At 61.5% G+C, this 16,762-nt stretch carries 20 protein-coding genes and 4 pseudogenes; 9 read left to right on the top strand and 15 right to left on the bottom strand.

Features of this window, described 5'->3' with window-relative positions:
• The gene (locus ABD884_RS01235; RefSeq protein ID WP_376953642.1) at positions 1-612 is read right to left on the bottom strand and encodes a DnaJ family domain-containing protein; all 612 of its coding nucleotides are present in this window, start codon (positions 610-612) and stop codon (positions 1-3) included.
• A gap of 86 nt (positions 613-698) precedes the next feature.
• Between ABD884_RS01235 and ABD884_RS01230 the strand changes: the two genes are divergently transcribed.
• From ABD884_RS01230 to ABD884_RS01215, 4 genes are all read left to right on the top strand, one after another.
• Entirely contained in the window at positions 699-1,022 is a 324-nt protein-coding gene (locus tag ABD884_RS01230; protein WP_345034345.1) for a DUF2630 family protein, read from the top strand.
• 22 nt (positions 1,023-1,044) lie between these two features.
• Positions 1,045-1,518: an NUDIX hydrolase gene (locus ABD884_RS01225; RefSeq protein WP_345034340.1), complete on the top strand. Its 474-nt coding sequence runs from the start codon at positions 1,045-1,047 to the stop codon at positions 1,516-1,518.
• A gap of 118 nt (positions 1,519-1,636) precedes the next feature.
• A complete protein-coding gene (locus tag ABD884_RS01220; protein WP_345034334.1) occupies positions 1,637-1,993 on the top strand; it encodes a VOC family protein in 357 nt (118 codons plus the stop codon).
• Positions 1,994-2,088: 95 nt separating this feature from the next.
• Positions 2,089-4,491, top strand: coding sequence for an ATP-binding cassette domain-containing protein (locus tag ABD884_RS01215; protein WP_345034326.1), 2,403 nt, complete (start codon positions 2,089-2,091; stop codon positions 4,489-4,491).
• Here the strand turns inward: ABD884_RS01215 and ABD884_RS01210 are convergent.
• The 4 genes and pseudogenes from ABD884_RS01210 to ABD884_RS01195 form a co-directional block, all read right to left on the bottom strand.
• Positions 4,454-5,908: an MFS transporter gene (locus ABD884_RS01210; protein WP_345034322.1), complete on the bottom strand. Its 1,455-nt coding sequence runs from the start codon at positions 5,906-5,908 to the stop codon at positions 4,454-4,456. The two genes, ABD884_RS01215 and ABD884_RS01210, sit on opposite strands and share 38 nt — an antisense overlap.
• A 140-nt stretch (positions 5,909-6,048) precedes the next feature.
• Positions 6,049-6,375 carry a type II toxin-antitoxin system PemK/MazF family toxin gene (locus ABD884_RS01205; protein ID WP_345034314.1) on the bottom strand — a complete coding sequence of 109 codons (327 nt, stop codon included), beginning with the start codon at positions 6,373-6,375 and terminating at the stop codon, positions 6,049-6,051.
• A complete protein-coding gene (locus ABD884_RS01200; protein WP_028265446.1) occupies positions 6,372-6,578 on the bottom strand; it encodes an antitoxin MazE family protein in 207 nt (68 codons plus the stop codon). The genes ABD884_RS01205 and ABD884_RS01200 overlap by 4 nt, the downstream gene beginning before the upstream one ends.
• Positions 6,579-6,651: 73 nt before the next feature.
• Positions 6,652-6,867 (bottom strand): annotated as a pseudogene (locus tag ABD884_RS01195) (FCD domain-containing protein); the annotation flags it as partial.
• On the opposite strand from ABD884_RS01195, the pseudogene ABD884_RS01190 reads away from it, so the two are divergent.
• From ABD884_RS01190 to ABD884_RS01180, 3 genes and pseudogenes are all read left to right on the top strand, one after another.
• Positions 6,841-7,359 (top strand): annotated as a pseudogene (locus ABD884_RS01190) (DAK2 domain-containing protein); the annotation flags it as partial. The pseudogenes ABD884_RS01195 and ABD884_RS01190 sit on opposite strands and share 27 nt — an antisense overlap.
• A gap of 126 nt (positions 7,360-7,485) precedes the next feature.
• The gene (locus tag ABD884_RS01185) at positions 7,486-7,956 is read left to right on the top strand and encodes a ribose-5-phosphate isomerase (protein ID WP_376953705.1); all 471 of its coding nucleotides are present in this window, start codon (positions 7,486-7,488) and stop codon (positions 7,954-7,956) included.
• 91 nt (positions 7,957-8,047) lie between these two features.
• Positions 8,048-8,794 carry a carboxymuconolactone decarboxylase family protein gene (locus tag ABD884_RS01180; protein ID WP_345034286.1) on the top strand — a complete coding sequence of 249 codons (747 nt, stop codon included), beginning with the start codon at positions 8,048-8,050 and terminating at the stop codon, positions 8,792-8,794.
• On the opposite strand, the gene ABD884_RS01175 is transcribed toward ABD884_RS01180, so the two are convergent.
• Positions 8,781-9,416, bottom strand: a complete 636-nt coding sequence (locus ABD884_RS01175; RefSeq protein WP_345034279.1) for a TetR/AcrR family transcriptional regulator — start codon at positions 9,414-9,416, stop codon at positions 8,781-8,783. The genes ABD884_RS01180 and ABD884_RS01175 overlap by 14 nt on opposite strands.
• Before the next feature lie 113 nt (positions 9,417-9,529).
• Between ABD884_RS01175 and ABD884_RS01170 the strand changes: the two genes are divergently transcribed.
• Positions 9,530-9,940: a carboxymuconolactone decarboxylase family protein gene (locus tag ABD884_RS01170; protein WP_345034265.1), complete on the top strand. Its 411-nt coding sequence runs from the start codon at positions 9,530-9,532 to the stop codon at positions 9,938-9,940.
• Between the two features lie 120 nt (positions 9,941-10,060).
• Here the strand turns inward: ABD884_RS01170 and ABD884_RS01165 are convergent.
• From ABD884_RS01165 to ABD884_RS01140, 6 genes and pseudogenes are all read right to left on the bottom strand, one after another.
• Positions 10,061-10,389, bottom strand: a pseudogene (locus ABD884_RS01165) (dihydrofolate reductase family protein); the annotation flags it as partial.
• A gap of 155 nt (positions 10,390-10,544) precedes the next feature.
• On the bottom strand, positions 10,545-10,736 hold the full coding sequence (locus ABD884_RS01160; protein WP_345034259.1) for a hypothetical protein: 192 nt from the start codon (positions 10,734-10,736) through the stop codon (positions 10,545-10,547).
• 138 nt (positions 10,737-10,874) lie between these two features.
• Entirely contained in the window at positions 10,875-11,561 is a 687-nt protein-coding gene (locus ABD884_RS01155; protein WP_345034255.1) for a hypothetical protein, read from the bottom strand.
• Positions 11,562-11,575: 14 nt separating this feature from the next.
• Complete coding sequence (locus ABD884_RS01150; protein ID WP_345034249.1) at positions 11,576-12,928, bottom strand: XrtP-associated glycosyltransferase; 1,353 nt, start codon at positions 12,926-12,928, stop codon at positions 11,576-11,578.
• Positions 12,929-13,038: 110 nt separating this feature from the next.
• Positions 13,039-13,650: an archaeosortase/exosortase family protein gene (locus ABD884_RS01145; protein ID WP_345034246.1), complete on the bottom strand. Its 612-nt coding sequence runs from the start codon at positions 13,648-13,650 to the stop codon at positions 13,039-13,041.
• 205 nt (positions 13,651-13,855) lie between these two features.
• Positions 13,856-14,206 (bottom strand): LPXTG cell wall anchor domain-containing protein, encoded by a 351-nt coding sequence (locus ABD884_RS01140; protein WP_345034242.1) that lies wholly within the window; start codon positions 14,204-14,206, stop codon positions 13,856-13,858.
• 554 nt (positions 14,207-14,760) lie between these two features.
• Here ABD884_RS01140 and ABD884_RS01135 point away from each other — a divergent pair.
• Positions 14,761-15,243: a hypothetical protein gene (locus ABD884_RS01135; protein WP_345034237.1), complete on the top strand. Its 483-nt coding sequence runs from the start codon at positions 14,761-14,763 to the stop codon at positions 15,241-15,243.
• Positions 15,244-15,276: 33 nt separating this feature from the next.
• Here the strand turns inward: ABD884_RS01135 and ABD884_RS01130 are convergent.
• The 3 genes and pseudogenes from ABD884_RS01130 to ABD884_RS01120 all read right to left on the bottom strand — a co-directional run.
• Positions 15,277-15,714, bottom strand: a pseudogene (locus ABD884_RS01130) (IS30 family transposase); the annotation flags it as partial.
• A 115-nt stretch (positions 15,715-15,829) separates the two neighbouring features.
• Complete coding sequence (locus ABD884_RS01125; protein ID WP_345034233.1) at positions 15,830-16,522, bottom strand: group II intron maturase-specific domain-containing protein; 693 nt, start codon at positions 16,520-16,522, stop codon at positions 15,830-15,832.
• Entirely contained in the window at positions 16,497-16,748 is a 252-nt protein-coding gene (locus ABD884_RS01120; protein ID WP_345034228.1) for a hypothetical protein, read from the bottom strand. Before ABD884_RS01120 ends, ABD884_RS01125 begins: the two co-directional genes overlap by 26 nt.
• Between the last annotated feature and the right edge of the window lie 14 nt (positions 16,749-16,762).

Here is a 16,762-nt window from a genome sequence, read left to right as displayed (position 1 = left end):
CTAGCCCGATCCGTTCCAGATGCGGCGCCACCACGGCTGTTTGCTCGCAAGGTCCTGGTTCAGGGATTCCCGGGCCGCGGCGGCAGCCTGGGCAGCGGCCCGGCGCTCGCGCCAGCGCTCCAGCTCGACGCCGACGTCGCGGGTCTTTGTGATCACCGGAGGTCCTCCCTGGAGCTGGCGGCGCGCGTCGATGACCCGGGCGTTGAAGTCCTCCACCACCTCGCGCACTTGCGTCTCTGAGTACAGGGCATCGAGCTTCGCATCCAATTCGGCGTCTTCCGTGCGCAGCAGGATGGCCTTGGGGCCCAGGCCGCTGAGGTGCTCGCGCTGGATGAGGCCTTTGACCCACCAATCGGGATCGTAGCGCTCCCCCAGCCCGGGAATCGGCTTGCCTGAGTACTTCAGGTTGTCGAACTTTCCTTGCGCCATGGCATCGCGGATCAAGTACTCGACCCGCGCCGCGTCGCCCACCTTCTTGCGCTTCCGCCGCTCTTCTTCCTCGGCGGCCTCAAGTTCGGCTTCTTCCTCGGCTGTCATGCCGGTGGCGCGCAGAGTTCGCAGCTCCATGGCACGCTCCAGCCGGTGCCTGAACGCACTGTTTTCACCGTTCACGGTTCAAACCGCCTTCGCTTGCGGAAATCCTGGACCTGAATCCAAGTATTCCGCAATCGGGAAGTTGCCGGGATGGTCCAGGCAACGTGCCCCTCTGGCCACGCCCAGCGCACCTCATTACGCTGACTGGTAACGGCTACTTCAGGAAGAAGGACTCCATGGACGAAAAGGGCATTCTCGACCGTATCCAGTCGCTTGTGGAGGAGGAGCGGGAGCTCCGAGAAAAGGCAGAGGCAGCCCCACCGGGCCCTGGGCATGCCCCTGACCGCGCAAGGCTGGAGCACCTCGAACAGGACTTGGATCAGTGCTGGGACTTGCTGCGGCAACGGCGGGCCAAGAGGCAATACGGCGAGAACCCGAACGACGCCAAACCACGGCCGCCCAAACAGGTGGAGGGCTACACCGGCTGAAACCGGAAGAAACGCGGATACAATGACCGTTCGAAGCGCAGGAATCCTTTTGTACCGCGAGAGCCCCAACGCGGAACTGGAAGTGTGGATAGCTCACATGGGCGGACCATTCTGGGCCCGCAAGGATGAGCGCGCGTGGTCCATCCCCAAGGGCGAATACCTCGAAGACGAGGATCCCCTGGTGGCTGCCAAGCGTGAATTCGCGGAAGAGATGGGCGTTGCCGCACCCGCCGTCGGATACCTCGAGCTGGGCACCTTCCGGCAACCGTCGGGCAAGCTCATCACGGCCTTCGCGGCAGAGTCTGACTTTGACCCCGAGAAAATCGTGAGCAACACCTTTGACCTGGAGTGGCCGAAGGGATCCGGTGTGGTCCGGAGCTACCCGGAGATCGACGACGCCGTCTGGGCCACGGCAAGTGTTGCCCGTACCAAATTGGTTGGCGGCCAAGTGCCGATTCTCGATGCGTTGATCCAGCACCTCGGGGGCGGGGTCTAAGTCCGCAACCAGACCCGTCAGGATTGGAGAAGCGCCTCTCACTGCCCGCGCCTAGAATGGCGGTCATGGACAACACCGTCCACGACAGCTTCGTCCCGCAACGACTTCAGGAGAAATCATGAGCGGTTCTTCCACCGAGGGAATCAAGACCGTGCTGCATCCCGTTTCCGATCTCGCCGCAGCGAAAGCCGTGTACTCCGCCCTGCTTGGCATACAACCACAAGCTGATGGTCCCTACTACGTTGGCTTCGATGCCGCGGGGCAGCACATCGGGCTGGTCCCGGGCGGCGGCCCGCAAGGAATGACCTCGCCCGTAGCGTACTGGCACGTTTCGGACATCGAGGCGAAGCTGGCGGAAGTCACCGCCGCGGGCGCCACCGTGAAGGAAGCAGCCCATGACGTCGGTGGCGGCCGTTTGGTAGCAACCGTCACCGATCCGGATGGCAACGTCCTCGGGCTGCTTCAGGATCCCTGAGTCACCGCCAAGGACGTACTACTCGAAGCTGGTTAGATAGAGCCAGACGCCGACGGAGAGCGCAAACGCGGTCCCGCGTAACAGATGGAGACACGATGAGCACTACCACCGGAACGGACGCGCGGACGGAAACACAGTCGCCTGAGACGCATGTTGCCGACACCCACGATCTGATCCGGGTCCAGGGTGCGCGCGAGAACAACCTCAAGGACGTGACCGTTGAGATACCGAAGCGCCGCCTGACAGTGTTCACTGGCGTCTCCGGCTCGGGCAAGAGTTCGCTCGTGTTCGCCACGATCGCCGCCGAGTCGCAGCGGATGATCAACGAGACGTACAGCGCCTTCGTGCAGGGTTTCATGCCGAACCTCTCCCGGCCCGACGTCGACCGGCTTGAGGGACTTACCACGGCCATCATTGTCGACCAGGAGCGGATGGGTGCGAACCCCCGTTCCACTGTCGGCACGGCCACTGATGCCAACGCCATGCTGCGCATCCTCTTCAGCCGGCTTGGCTCGCCGTACGTCGGGCCGCCCACGGCGTTCTCGTTCAATGTCCCGACGCGAAAGGCGAGCGGGGTGATGAGCACGGATAAGGGCGGCAGGGTCGAGAAGAGCGTGGTCCGGAACGCGGTCTATCTTGGCGGCATGTGTCCGCGCTGCGAAGGCATGGGCTCGGTTTCCGATTTCGATCTCACGGCGCTATACGATGACAGCAAGTCGCTAGCCGGGGGTGCCTTGACCATCCCCGGCTACAGCATGGACGGCTGGTATGGCCGCATTTTCAGCGGCGTCGGTTTCGACATGGACAAGCCGATCTCGAAGTTCACCAAGAGGGAGTTGGACGACCTTCTTTACAAGGAGCCGACCAAGATCAAGGTCGAAGGCATCAACCTCACCTACGAGGGCTTGATACCGAAGATCCAGAAGTCGATGCTCTCCAAGGACGTGGACGCGATGCAGCCGCATGTTCGGGCTTTCGTGGAGCGCGCCATCACTTTCCAAGCCTGCCCCGAGTGCGACGGCACCCGGCTCAGCCCGGAGGCCCGGTCCTCGAAGATCCAGGGCAAGAACATCGCCGAGCTGTGCCAAATGCAGATCAGCGACCTGGCCGACTGGGTCCGGGGGCTCCAGGAACCGTCGGTCGCGCCGCTTCTCGCGGGCCTGCGGCACCTCCTCGACTCGTTCGCCGAAATCGGCCTGGGTTACCTCTCCTTGGACCGGCCGGCCGGCACGCTGTCCGGTGGCGAGGCACAGCGAACCAAAATGATCCGCCACCTCGGCTCGTCCCTCACCGACATTACGTATGTCTTCGACGAGCCGACCATTGGCCTGCATCCCCACGACATCGAAAAGATGAACCAACTGCTGCTGCAGCTCCGGGACAAGGGCAACACGGTGCTGGTTGTCGAGCATAAGCCGGAGACCATCGCGATCGCCGACCACGTGGTCGACCTTGGTCCCGGCGCCGGTACCAAGGGCGGTAGCGTCTGCTTCGAGGGCACCGTGGAGGGCTTGCGGCAGAGTGACACCATCACCGGACGGCACCTCGACGATAGGGCGCGGCTCAAGGAATCGGCCCGGACGTCGTCGGGGGCCCTCGAGGTGCGCGGCGCCTCGACGCACAACCTCCGCGACGTCGACGTCGACGTGCCGCTGGGCGTTCTCTGCGTGGTCACGGGCGTGGCGGGTTCCGGGAAGAGCTCGCTGATCCACGGTTCCGTAGCTGGCAGGGAAGGTGTGGTGGTCATCGACCAGGCCGCGATCAAGGGTTCGCGGCGCAGCAACCCGGCGACCTATACCGGACTGCTCGAGCCGATCCGTAAAGCGTTCGCGAAGGCCAACGGCGTGAAGCCTGCGCTGTTCAGCTCCAATTCGGAAGGCGCCTGCCCCAGCTGCAACGGCGCGGGGGTGATTTTCACCGAACTGGGCGTCATGGCGACCGTGGAGTCCACGTGTGAGGAGTGCGAGGGCAGGCGTTTCCAGGCCTCCGTGCTCGAATACACGCTGGGCGGTCGCAACATCGCCGACGTCCTGGCGATGTCCATGACCGAGGCGGCGGAGTTCTTCAGCGAAGGAGAGGCGCGCACGCCTGCCGCCCACAAGATCCTCGACCGGCTGGTCGACGTCGGACTTGGTTACCTCACGCTCGGGCAGCCGCTCACCACGCTCTCCGGCGGCGAACGGCAGCGCGTCAAGCTGGCCACCCAGATGGCGGAGAAGGGCGATGTCTACGTCCTCGACGAACCGACCACCGGCCTCCACCTCGCGGACGTCGAGAACCTGCTGGGCCTCCTCGACCGGCTCGTCGACTCCGGGAAGTCGGTCATCGTCATCGAACACCACCAAGCAGTCATGGCGCACGCTGACTGGATCATCGACCTCGGCCCGGGCGCTGGCCACGACGGCGGACAGGTCGTTTTCGAGGGCACGCCAGCCGATCTCGTCGAGGCTCGTTCCACCCTCACGGGCAAGCACTTGGCGGCCTACGTCGGAGCATGAATGAGCGGGACGGCGCGTTCCCCTGAGCCCTGGCCGGAACGTGGATGAAAAGGCTCGCGATGGCGGTGAGCAGGAGCAGGGACGCCGCGATAATGAAGCTCGTCTGCATTCCTTGGACGAAGCCGCCGCGGCCGGCGATCAGCGCGCCGAAAACCGCGATCGCGACGGCGCCGCCCACCTGACGGAATGTGTTGAACACTGCGCTTGCCGTGCCCGCCTTGTCGCCAGGCACGCTTGCGAGGACGACGGCGGTGACTTGCGGCATCGCGATTGATCCGCCGGAACCCGTCAGGATCAGGAACAATGCGACGAGGAGCGGAGATCCAAGCGGCGCAGTGAGGAGCATGGCGACGAGCCCGCAAACCATGGACGTCAGCCCCACCACCACGGGCACCCGCGTCCCGAAGCGGTTCGAGAGGCTCCCGCTGACGATGTTGCCGACGATGCTGAATGCCGCAGAAGGAAGGAAAGCGAAACCAGCCTGAAGTGGGGTCAGGCCAAGGTGTTGTTGGAGAAAGAGGCTGACAACAAAGACCGTCCCGAAGTGGCCCATCATGAACGCGAATCCCACCGAGAGGGAGATCCGCATGCCAGCGGAGCGAAACAGCCCAAGGGGCATCATCGGGTTCCGCACGCGCGCCTGGATCAGGAGGAAAGCTGCAAGGCTGAGGGCTGCGAGCACCAGGCTGGCCACCACGGTCACCGTGCCGAAACCCTCGGAACCACCCGTGATGAGCCCGTACATCGACGCGGTCAGGGCGACGACCGCTGCGGCCTGACCGGCCCAGTCGAAAGGGCTGGGGCGGCGGGGCGAGGTGGCAACGGAGGCCAGAAGTACGAGCATCGCAATGCAGACCGGAAGGTTGATGCCGAACACGAGTCGCCAGTTCACCGTGGTGAGCAGGCCGCCGACCAAGGGGCCGACAGCGCCGGCGACGGCCCCTCCGACGGCCCAGATCCCGAGGGCGTGTGCCCGACGGCGGGGATCCGGAAAGGCCTGTCGAATCAGTGCCATCGATGCCGGCAACATGATGGATGCCGCTCCCCCTTGAAGGAAGCGGGCAGCAATGAGAACCCCCGACGTCGGCGCTAGTGCGCAGGCGACCGACGACGCGAGGAACAGCGCGATACCCCATCCCAGCGCGGTCTTCGCGCCGATCCGATCCGACAGGTTGCCTGCAAACAGCAACAACGCGGCGAACATCAGCGTGTACCCGTCGATGACCCACTGCAGCCCGGCCGGCCCGCCGCCGAGTTCCCGCCCGATACTGGTGAGCGCGACGTTGACGATCAGGATATCCAAGGTGATCAAAAAGAATCCCAGGGACGCAATCGCGAGCGTGAGGCGTGCCCGTGGGCCATCGGCCATGTCCGACGGGGGAACCGGAGCCGGCAACGTGGTTTCGGGGTGTGTCATGGGTTAAGGAAATAACCTGCCGGAAAAATGAGGGAGTCTCTACCGTGAGGGGTACTGGCAGTGACCCCCACCGGAGGCGCGGTTACCGCGAAGTTGAGCGCCGCCGTCGCGGACGCCCGCCGGAGGGCTCGGACGCTGTGCTAGCCGGCAAGGCCGAGGAATACCAGCAAAGCCCTTTCAATCTCAACGAGCTGAGCGGCCGTCAAGCGGCCGACCCGGCTTTGCACGTTGGAACGGCGTACCGTCGTCAACTTGTCGATCATCACCTGACTTTCTTGCCGCAAGCCTGACAGCTCCGAGGCGGACACACCGACCCGCAGGAGAGGTGCACCGATCAGGGTTGTTGTCAGAGGAAGCACCGTAACGGAATCGGTGACGTCGAATCGGTCATCCTGGATCACAAGCGCTGGCCGTGGCTTGGAGGCGTAGACGCCGCCGGCTACTGTCCAGAGTTCGCCGCGGTTCACTCGTCGTCCCAGGACGCTGCCACAGCCTCGATGAACTCTTGGTCATCGGAGTGCTGTCCAGCAGCTGCCACGGCAGCGGCCTGCCGGTGGGCTTCGGCGTCGAACCCATGAGACCGAACGTCCGGCACCCATATCTGGATGGGACGGAAGCCGTGCTCGCGCATCCGCTTACGGTATTCGCCGACCCGATCTCGAACTGCCATGAAATCAATGTTACATGTAACGATTCTCTTGCGACAGATGCAGAAGCCGCCGCGGGCACCCGCCGTCGAGCCCCTATGCGACCAACACCGCGGCAGCGCTGTCCATATGCTCGATGATGGTCTTGCGGGCCAGTGACGCATCCCCGGTTTCGATGGCGGCCACAATGTCGTGGTGGCGCTCGACGCTCATGTTCTTGACGCCCTTTTCCAGCCCCGCGAACATGATGGACATCCGGATGGATCCCTCCAGCGATTCCCAGGAATGAAGCAGTGTCTCGTTGCCGGTGAGGACGGCGGCGCTGTCGCCCCGGAGTTCGCGGCCGCCCCGGACTCACGCGACTACGCCGCGAACTGCGCGGCCGCCCTGGAGGCTGCAAGGGAAGCACTACATGACGCCGAAACGCAGCTTGGCCACATGGACGCGGTAGCGGGCGACGGCGACCACGGCCGCGGGATGGTCCGCGGCATCGACGCCGCCACGTCGGCCGCCGCGAAGGCGCTGGCCAACGGTGCCGGAGCCGGCGAAATGTTGGGGGCCGCCGGCGATGCTTGGGCGGACAAGGCCGGCGGAACGTCGGGAGTTCTGCGGGGCGCAGCCCTTCGGGCTTTCGGCGAATCCCTCGGCAATGAGCAAGGACCAAGACCAGGCGAACTGGCAGCCGGCATGACAGCGTTCGCTGCACGGATCATCGAACTGGGGAAGGCCGACGTGGGCGACAAGACCATGGTGGATGCCCTGCTCCCCTTCGTGGACACCTTCAACAAGCTCGTGTCCGAGGATGTCCTTCCGGAAGTTGCCTGGGCCGAAGCTGCACCTTGTCCACCCCAGGAATGCTGGCTCCGCTGGCGCCGTCGTGGCTTCCGGCAAGCACTCCGGAGCCATCGCATGACCACGAAAAGACGAACCATGGGTTTCCGACTCGTTCTGGGCTCCGACGAAGCAGGCGTGGATTACAAAGACCGGATCATGGCTGACTTGCGGAACGATCCGAGGGTCAGCGAAATCATCGATATTGGCGTCAACCGCAGCGACTCTGGGGAAGACTTCACCACGCCGTACCCTTACGTCGGGATCAAGGCGGCCGAGCTCATCAGGGACGGTCATGCGGACCGGGCCATCCTGTTCTGCGGTACGGGAATCGGCGTGGCCATCGCAGCGAACAAGGTGGACGGTATCCGCGCCACCACCGCGCACGATTCCTTCTCCGTGGAGCGTTCCATCCTGTCCAACGACTGCCAGGTGCTCACCATGGGCCAGCGCGTGGTCGGGGTGGAACTTGCCAGCAGGCTTGCCCGGGAGTGGCTCGGTTATTCCTTCGACCCGGCATCGGCATCAGCGGACAAGGTCAAGGTCCTCACGGATTTCGAGGGCTGCTGAGCCCTGCCGCCGAGTGCGGCGGGGTCTCCCCTTCCGCTCGGACTTGGTGTTGAGTGGTTGAAGGAGACCACCGAGGCTCGGGAGGACAGCCATGGCCATTACCGAGGAAGCGCGCAGGAACCACGAGGAGCTGTTCCCGGGGCGTGTCTCCCCGCTTCAGGTGACCGATCCCGAACTCTTCAACTACTTCAACAATTTCGCTTTCGACGAAGTGCTGCGCCATGGAAACCTGGACACACGGACCCGCCTCATGGTCCAGCTTGCGTCGATGATCGCCTCGCAGGCCCTGAGCGAATACCGGGTCACGCTGGGCGCAGCGCTCACCGTGGGCGTCACGCCGATTGAAATCAAGGAAATCGTTTACCAGGCAGTTCCATATGTCGGCATGGCCAAGGTCCTTGACTTCATCCGTGCCACGAACGAGATCCTCACTGAGAACGGCGTCGAACTGCCGCTGCCGGGCCAGTTGACCACCACCGCCGAGGACCGGGCGGAGAAGGGCCTCGCGGTGCAGAAAGCCATCATCGGGGCCGAGGTCATCGAGAAGATGTACGCCTCAGCTCCCGACGACGAGATGCACTTCCAGCGCTACCTGTCGGCAAACTGCTTCGGCGACCATGTGACACGCACCGGCATCACTGTGCCGATGCGCGAGCTCCTCACCTTCTCGATGCTCGTTTCGCTTGGCGGGTGCGAGCCGCAGGTCAAGGGGCACGTGGCCGCAAACATGAACGTCGGCAACGGTCGGGCAATATTGCTCGACGTCGTCACCCAGCTTCTGCCCTACATCGGCTATCCCCGCACGCTCAACGCCCTTCGCGTGATCAACGAGGGGTGAAAGCCGGGAGCAAGGTGGTGACGAGGCGCTTAGCGAAACCCTCGTCCAACGGGGCACCACTGAGGAAGAAGCGGTAATAGATGGGGCCGAGCAGCAGGTCCGTGACCATTTCAGCGTCGAGGTCGGCCCTCAGCTCCCCCCTTGAGATGCCATGCTCAACCAAGGCACGTACGTCCGCCAGCCGGTGGCTCACTACCCGTTCCCGATAAACCTGTGCAAGCTCGGGATCTGCGGCGACTTCCGAGACCAGGCCCTTCATGATCCGTCCCATCACCGAGGTGCGCATGAGCTCGGCTGTCCGGTCCACTAGCTTCGTCAGTTCGGTTTCGGTTTCCTCGGCGTATGGCCGGGTGCTGACGTCACCCACCATGTCCAGCAAGACGGCCAGGGCAAGATCATTCCTGGAACGGTACCGCCGGTAGATCGTCGTCTTCGCCACTCCCGCCCGCGCAGCGACGCCTTCCACCGTTAAGCTGGCGAACCCTTCCTCCCCCAGAAGTTCCCGCGTGGCGTCAAGAATCTTCTGTTCGGACCGCGCGCGCCGTCCCGAATGCCCGGAACCCGCGCGGTGCCCCGCATCCGCGCCGGCCGGGGAACCGTCGACTCCCTGTAGAAAATTCATTCCTCAACCATCTTTTCGCAACTCGTTGTTCGATGCTACTATTGTAACGCAACGTAGCGTTTCGCAAAAGTACACGGGACGTTATTTCCCACTAGACAAAGAGGAATACGCACATGATCACGGATCGCTATCAGCGCGGCCTCGACCGCATGATGGAGCTCGTCTCCACCGAACACGCCAACACCTTCGACCACGCCAAACTCGTGGAGTCATACAAGGAATTGGACCCCGACCTTTCCGACTACATCGTCTCCTTCGCCTTCGGCGACATCTACTCCCGCACGGGTTTGACCCAACAGGAGCAAACCATGGTAACCATCTCCACACGGGTGGCCCTGGGCACCGAACCCCAGCTGAAGCTGCACATCAATACGGGCTTCACCGTGGGCCTGAGCAAGGAGAAAATCGTCGGCGCCCTGATCCACTGCATCCCCTATATCGGATTCCCGAGGGTGCTCAACGCCCTGACCCTCGTCAAGGAAGTCATGGCAGAGCGGGGCCTCACCCCGGAAGCCGCCGACTAATCCACCCCCCTCATCACGCTTAGGGAATCCTCATGCATTTGGTCATTGGGCTAGGACCCATCGGCGGTAACATCGGCGCACACCTCGCCGAGCTCGGACAGGAGGTTTACGGCTACGACTTCAACCAGGAGCGCATCCGGGAGTGGTCCGCGGAAAGAACTCGCGCGTCTCCACCAGGTTTAGGTTCACCCAGCCGTCCAGGTGAAGAACGGAGTGCCACCGCCCACCAGGACCGGATGGGTAACGATCGCATACTCGTCGATCGCGCCGCCCGTGACCAGACGGGTGTTCCAATCGACCTTCTCGATCGTCGAGGAGAACACCACCTTCGGCGTGTCCCGCCAGTTCCGCGCGAACTCGATCTCCGCCGGGGTGGCGTTGGGCTGCTGGTCGCCGGTGGGCCAGTAGGAGCTCATGGTCTCCCAGAGCTTGCGGCCGCGGACTTGAAGCAGCCCCGGCGCGCCAGCATCCCGCGCTCGAGCCAGAATTTACCCCGGGGCAACGGACATCCTGTTCATTCCCGCCCTGTTTACTGCGCTTGCACCCGGTAAACAAATCGAGTGGGAGGCCCGGGTCTTTCGCGACCCGCCAGTACGCTCGGTTGCTATTGCCCCACTGATAGGCCAGATCCGGCCTGATCCCGAGCTTGCGTAGATTCGCGATACGAGTGCGCGGACGTTTCCATTCCTTCCCCGTCAGCCATGATTCCCGCTTCGAGATAGCACCGAATCAGCTTCAAGAGCCGTTTGTCTTCCACTTTCCGCCCAACCCTGGCCATCAGCACGTCCTGGTTCACTGGGCCTTCCGCTCCGACGTGCACTTCCCCTGCACGGAGGCTTCCTTGGGTAGTGACGCTAGAACTTGCCCATTCCCCTGGGGGTGTTCGTGGTGGAGTGATTCGATTCCCTTCGGCTGTGGGGAGCTTTGACGGTTGTCATAGGGGCCTGATGTCAGCCTGTTGTGGTCTTTTGTCTGGTAGGAGGGCTCGTAACCAATAGAGGACGATGGTGCTCAAGAAGATCCCTGAACTGAGCAGCACAACGACGGATTCAATGATGGATGGTCCCCAGGTGTGTATTGGGTGTGTGAGGATAACGCCGATAATGCCCGCGGTGATTCCGACCATACGGATGACAAGGAGGGGAAGGGACCGTTCGGTGGCAACGACGGCGGTCATCTGCCACCAAGAACCTGTTGCCAAGAAGATACTACCAAAACAGGCGAACCATCCCAGAAGATAGTTTCCTGTGATGTTCCAGGCCACCAGGAGTGCGGTTCCGAGCGTAATGTGGCTGAGTAGAATGACGAAAGCCTGCAGGAAACGGTGCTTTGAGTGGAGTTTATCCCTGCTGGCAGCCGCCGCGGAGAACCTGGCCCGGACGGCCAGCAACACAGTGCAGACCACGAAACAGGCAGCACGACCAAGTAACGGGCCGGAAACAACGGTGTCTCCGGCAAAGATCCATAGCAGATATGCACCGAAAAACACGACTGCGACGTCCAATACCACAACCGCCGCCAGACTGGCCCGTTCCTTGGTGTGAGGTCCTGTCCATTTCGCAGAGTCTAGGCGCCGCGTTGAAGCAGGGCGTCCCGACTCCCTGGCTGGCTCGATACTCATGTTCATATAGCTCCTTAGGATTCCTTAGCCACGGGACCGACGGAGCCGACTTCACCGTTTCGGCGGGTCTTGGCCCACCCGTTTCGCCCGGTGATGATGCGTCCAAAGGCGCGGCTGATGGACACTAAAATATATGGGACGAAGAGCCATAATCCGATTCCCCAGACAATTGCCTGAAACCAGCTTGTTCCGGGCTCGCACCGTAATTTGTACAGCACACCCCAGATGGCGAACGGCGTGATGCCGAAGATGATGCCGAGGACAATAATGGCCCAGAGATTGTTGATGAGATTCTGTCCTGCTACCGGGTCGCTCATGGCAACAAGGATCTGCCCAGCAAAGAGAACGGTAATCACAGCAAAGCCAAAGATCTGGATGAAGGGCAGGAAGAGGTAGTAGGAGCATTCCAGGATGCCGGAGGCATCAAAGTGCCGGGACTGGATAACGTCCTTGAGGTATTTCACACATTGGATGTTTCCCTGGGACCAGCGCGAACGCTGGGTCATCAAGCGGCGCAGACTGGGCAATGCTTCCTGCGCAACATGGGTATCGTGGATCTGACGATTCTCGTAGCCGGCCAGGATCACATGCAGACCAAGCTCGTAGTCTTCCAGGAGGGCACCGTGCCAGGGTGCTTTGTATCCTTGAGCGATTTCGTCAAGAACTGAGAGTCTGGTGAACTGCCCGTTACCTCCCAGCCCGACCGTTCCGGTACGTGTTCGCAGGGATTGCATGGCCAGGATCACGGTACGGAATTCGATGTCCTGCATGCGGATCAGATAGCTGGCGAACCAGTTTGCAAGCCGTCCCTTGTCCGGGTAGGGGCGGCGGTCATCCCTATTCTTCATCCATACCGTGATTTGGGCGGCACCAACCCGGGGGTTGCCGAAACAATCCTCAGAAGCCACGGCTGCGAGGGCATTGGAAGCCATTTCCCCGTCCGCGTCAACGACGGCGACAATCGCCTTTTTTCGGTCGGCGGAGTCGGGGAGCCAGCTATTGAATTGGACATAGGCAGCGTTGAGAGCATCCCCCTTTCCTGTGCGGGCCTCCGGACGGCGGCGTTGTACCAGATGAACGAAGGGATCTACGGCAGCAAACGAGGCGACGATCGCTGAGGTCTCATCATCACTATCGTCATCAATGACCCATAGGTGGGCATCGGGGAAACGTTCGCGTTGGCGTTGGATGGTATTCCCGATCACCACAGCCTCATCACGGCAGGGTATAAAAATATGCCAAGTGAAAGCTGAATCATCACCCGGGACCTCGGGTTTATGACGGATATAGGGGACCAAGATAAACGCCACATAGGACAGGAAAGAGACGGTGAGAACCAAGGAGATGGATCCAAAAATAGGGGGCATGACTCTTCATTCACTTCGGGAAAGGGCTCCCCGCCGGAAGCCGGAGGGAGTTGAATCGACAGTATTCGGGTACACCTGAATAGCATCAAGACGCAGAGACTCCGGCAAAGTCACGGGAGACCGCCCTCTTCCTTTACCGTTCTGGCCCGGCGAAGCCCGCTGACCAGAATGAGGGCTATGAGGCTGGCAATGAAACCGGCAATACCGAGCAAGGAACCAACCAGCCGATGACTGATTTCGTACCCTGGGGAAATACCCCATGTCTGGGTTGCCCACGCAATCAATCCCAAGCGGGCTTGATTGGTGACGATGACGATGACGAGCATACTCACGATTCCGGCAAGCCCCCGGAGCCAAGAGACGCGCTGGGAGAGTATAAAGAACGCCCCAACGACGAGGAGCGGGGCAATTAGAACCACAGCCGAGCATTCTGAAGTGACGTTGAATGCTATGAGCCTGTCGGGATCAATCCAAACCAAGTAGTAGGGGCCGTGGCTGGTCACTCCCTTCTCCAGCAAGGGATTCAGCCACCAAGCTGCCACATGGGCCTCCCAAGTGGCAGCCACTGGGATCTGCCATACCAAGAACACAGCGAAGGCCACTATCCCTAGGGCGCCAGCAGTCCGAAGTGCTTTGTTGATGTTCTTGTTTGCGGGCCGTCTTGATTTCCCGGCGTGCCGTCCCAGCTTGGGCAACGGAATTTCAGATGAATAGACGTTCATTTCTTGCTTTCGAATTTGCTCTCGGGTACCTCTTGGAACCTTAGACGCGAGTTTTGGACGGCTTGGATTCATCAATTAATTCCGTTCGGGAAGAATGTCGAAATACCAATCTCCCCGAACGGAATTAGGTGATGTCGCTGGAACCTTTTGAGTTTAGCAATTTCCGTGCGTATATCCGGTTGTCGGCGGCTTGGCGACCCTGCTATTAGAGGATCTGGTCAGCGGTCTTTTTGAAATGCCTGCTCCTGACCAATAACAGTATCCCTGTGAGCAGGCAGAAGCCGGCAACCAGAATTGCTGCCGTCGTGTTTACCCCCGTATAGGCGAGAGTTCCACCGACGATACCGCCCGCCGCTGGCGGGACCCCACTATTACCATACATATGAATATCTCCTTTCAGGAAAGCAATTAACAGTTTTGTCGTGAAAGTTTGAAGTTTTAAGGTCACATCTGGCGGCGCGTCGACGATTGTCAGATCGTTGCCGTTGGTAAGTGCCGTGGCTGGGGTCGGAGTCGCCGCCGCGGAAGCGGCTGCCAGAATGCCAAGGGTAGGCACGGGCGCCAAAGTCCGCCCACGGGTCTGGATAAGGGCTCACCTTGTTGAACTATCTCCCTCACTTTCGCTAACCGGTCCTTCATTCGGTCCTTCATTTCGAGAGGTTCCAACTGTTCAATAGCGCTCCCGGCTCGGATTGTGATGCCCCGTACGAAAAAACCGGCGATTGCGTTCGCGAATCCGGACCAGACCGTGCGGAGGTGCGATCGGACGGTCTTGATAGGCGGTGCGCTGGTTCTGGTTCAGTACCCACGTTTGTTTCTTTGTTTGCCGTTTCCTGTAGTGGTGCCGGCGGGCGTTGTGCTGATGTTTTCGGCGCCGGTTTGAGCGGTCGAGGACGTGGCCGGGTCCCGGATGCATGACCAGGCCAGGCCGGTGATGAGGTGCCGGATCTCAGGCAGGGAGAGCGCTACGAGGCCTTCCGGTCCGGTTCCGGCACCTCCTTTTTGGCCTAGACGACGGTGAGGAAGGCGTGGGCGAGCATGGACAGGGTGATGTGCCGATACCAGCCGGTGTACTGACGGACCTGGTAGTGGTCGAGCCCGGCCTCGCCCTTGGCGGTCTGGCCACGCCGGCGGACCGTCAGCCCTTCTTCAGAAACCGGTCTCGTCGACGACCAGCACCCCGTCCGGGTCCGCGATCTTGTCCACGACGTAGGAGCGCAGATCGTCCCGCAGACCGTCGGGGTGTGTTGCGGCGCAACAGTTGCGAAATCATCGCTAAGCGATGGTCATACGAAATGCGTTTCAGCTTCAATGCGATTCTTGAGCATGGGACGACCACAGATGGACCACCAAATTCCCGAGCCCCCGGCCGAGGACCTGGAAAGAATTAGCAAACTCTTGCGGCACGTCGGCGGCCAAAACGTCGCTTGGGGTGCACAGCAATCCCTCGACGTCTGGGTAATAGAGCAGCCCGCCAGACTCGTCATTGAACGCTGTCGTCCCGCGCATGATGGGCAGCATCTTGTCCCTCATGGAGCCAACACAACTACCCACGATCTGGATGCCATAGCCTTCGGTCCGCGTTTCAACTGAGCCGCCCGGTGAAGGATCGGCGGATTCAGGCGGTTATTGCAACAGGAGTCCTTCGATCAATTCGATCGGTTTTCTGAACTCTAGTCTTTTGCGTGGCCGGTCGTTGAGTTCCTGGGCGACCCAGTCGAGGTCTTCCGCGCTGTGGATGCTCAGGTCCGTGCCTTTCGGGAAGTACTGGCGCAGCAGGCCATTTGTGTTTTCGTTGATGCCCCGCTGCCAGGGTGAGTGCGGATCACAGAAGTAGATGTCGATACCGGCGTCTATTTTCACGGTTTCCCAATCCTGCATTTCGATGCCCTGGTCCCAGGTGAGGGTATGCCTCAGCGCCTCGGGGAGCGTCTTGATCTTGGCTGCCAGGGCGTCGCGCATCTGTTCAGCTTTGTACCCGTCCGGAAGATGAACGAGCATCGTGTAGTTGGTGGTCCGCTCCACAAGAGTCCCGATCGCGGACTGGTTGCCTTTGCCGATGATGTAGGGTCGGGCCGGGGCGCGGTGCCAGGATTGCTCCCGGCCCGTTTCCCCGACCCGCCCTCCGCACCGGACATGCGACTCTCATCGCATCCGGCGCTCCACGGATAGCCACTCCTTAGGCGGCGGTGGCCCACGGTGTCGGGATGTTTGATGCTCGCCACCGGTACCGTGTGATGGGTATCGTCGCGGTGTCGAACATCGTGGTCCCGTTGACCTCTGGTTGGTTTCCGGGCCTTCCGGTCAGGAAACGCCGGTAGAGGTCCCGCCACGTGATTCCCGGGTGTCGTTTGCGGATCCATTGGGTGACCCGATGCCACGTAAACGCATCGAGGTAGCCGAAGGTCGCTTTAGAGACCCCGTGGCGGAAATAGTTGCACCATCCCCGCAGGACCGGGTTGAGCCGGCCCAGCAGATCCGCCAACCCATGGTGTTCTGATCGACGTGTCAGCGCCCGCACTTTCCCGAGAATCGATAGCAACGATTTCTTGGGCGGGTAGGTGTAGACGCTCATTTTGGTTGTTCCTTTCCTTTGCCGCCGCTGGATGCGGAAACCGAGAAAGTCGAACCCCTCGTCCAGATGGCAAACCCGGGACTTGGCAACGGAGATCTTTAACCCCAGGGGGGCTATCACCTCGGCGACTTCGTCCCAGAGCGCGTCTGCGTGGGCTTTGGTGCCAGCCACCATGATCACGAAGTCATCCGCATAACGGATGATCCGATAGGTGGCCCCGCCCCGCTTCCGGTGTGCTTCCCTGCGGTAGGGGCTGCCATGGGCATCCCATTTAGCGCAGAAATGCTCGTCCAGCACCGACAACGCGATGTTGGCCAGAAGCGGTGAGACGATACCGCCCTATGAGCAGCGCTGGGTTATGCGCAGCTGCGCATAGCCCTCCCTGCGGAGTGCCGGTGTCAGATTCCCTGATTTTCCCCTCGGCGGACATGATGCCCGTCTTCAGGAACCTGCCGATCAGGGTCAGAACGCGCTTTTCGGTGACGCGCTTGCGTACCTCGGCAATGACTGCCGAGTGCTTCAACTCGTCAAAACACG

The sequence above is a fragment of the Arthrobacter methylotrophus genome (genome assembly GCF_039539965.1).
Lineage (GTDB): Bacteria > Actinomycetota > Actinomycetes > Actinomycetales > Micrococcaceae > Arthrobacter > Arthrobacter methylotrophus.
Note: the sequence above shows the minus strand (reverse complement) of the source record. Positions and strands in the feature narration are given on the sequence as shown.

Coding starts and splice junctions, on each gene's coding strand:
- ABD884_RS01185 (WP_376953705.1), top strand. CDS start 7,486: ATGGGTTTCCGACTCGTTCTGGGCTCCGACGAAGCAGGCGTGGATTAC.
- ABD884_RS01155 (WP_345034255.1), bottom strand. CDS start 11,561: ATGAGTATCGAGCCAGCCAGGGAGTCGGGACGCCCTGCTTCAACGCGG.
- ABD884_RS01215 (WP_345034326.1), top strand. CDS start 2,089: ATGAGCACTACCACCGGAACGGACGCGCGGACGGAAACACAGTCGCCT.
- ABD884_RS01150 (WP_345034249.1), bottom strand. CDS start 12,928: ATGCCCCCTATTTTTGGATCCATCTCCTTGGTTCTCACCGTCTCTTTC.
- ABD884_RS01220 (WP_345034334.1), top strand. CDS start 1,637: ATGAGCGGTTCTTCCACCGAGGGAATCAAGACCGTGCTGCATCCCGTT.
- ABD884_RS01200 (WP_028265446.1), bottom strand. CDS start 6,578: ATGGCAGTTCGAGATCGGGTCGGCGAATACCGTAAGCGGATGCGCGAG.
- ABD884_RS01175 (WP_345034279.1), bottom strand. CDS start 9,416: ATGAATTTTCTACAGGGAGTCGACGGTTCCCCGGCCGGCGCGGATGCG.
- ABD884_RS01210 (WP_345034322.1), bottom strand. CDS start 5,908: ATGACACACCCCGAAACCACGTTGCCGGCTCCGGTTCCCCCGTCGGAC.
- ABD884_RS01180 (WP_345034286.1), top strand. CDS start 8,048: ATGGCCATTACCGAGGAAGCGCGCAGGAACCACGAGGAGCTGTTCCCG.
- ABD884_RS01145 (WP_345034246.1), bottom strand. CDS start 13,650: ATGAACGTCTATTCATCTGAAATTCCGTTGCCCAAGCTGGGACGGCAC.
- ABD884_RS01225 (WP_345034340.1), top strand. CDS start 1,045: ATGACCGTTCGAAGCGCAGGAATCCTTTTGTACCGCGAGAGCCCCAAC.
- ABD884_RS01170 (WP_345034265.1), top strand. CDS start 9,530: ATGATCACGGATCGCTATCAGCGCGGCCTCGACCGCATGATGGAGCTC.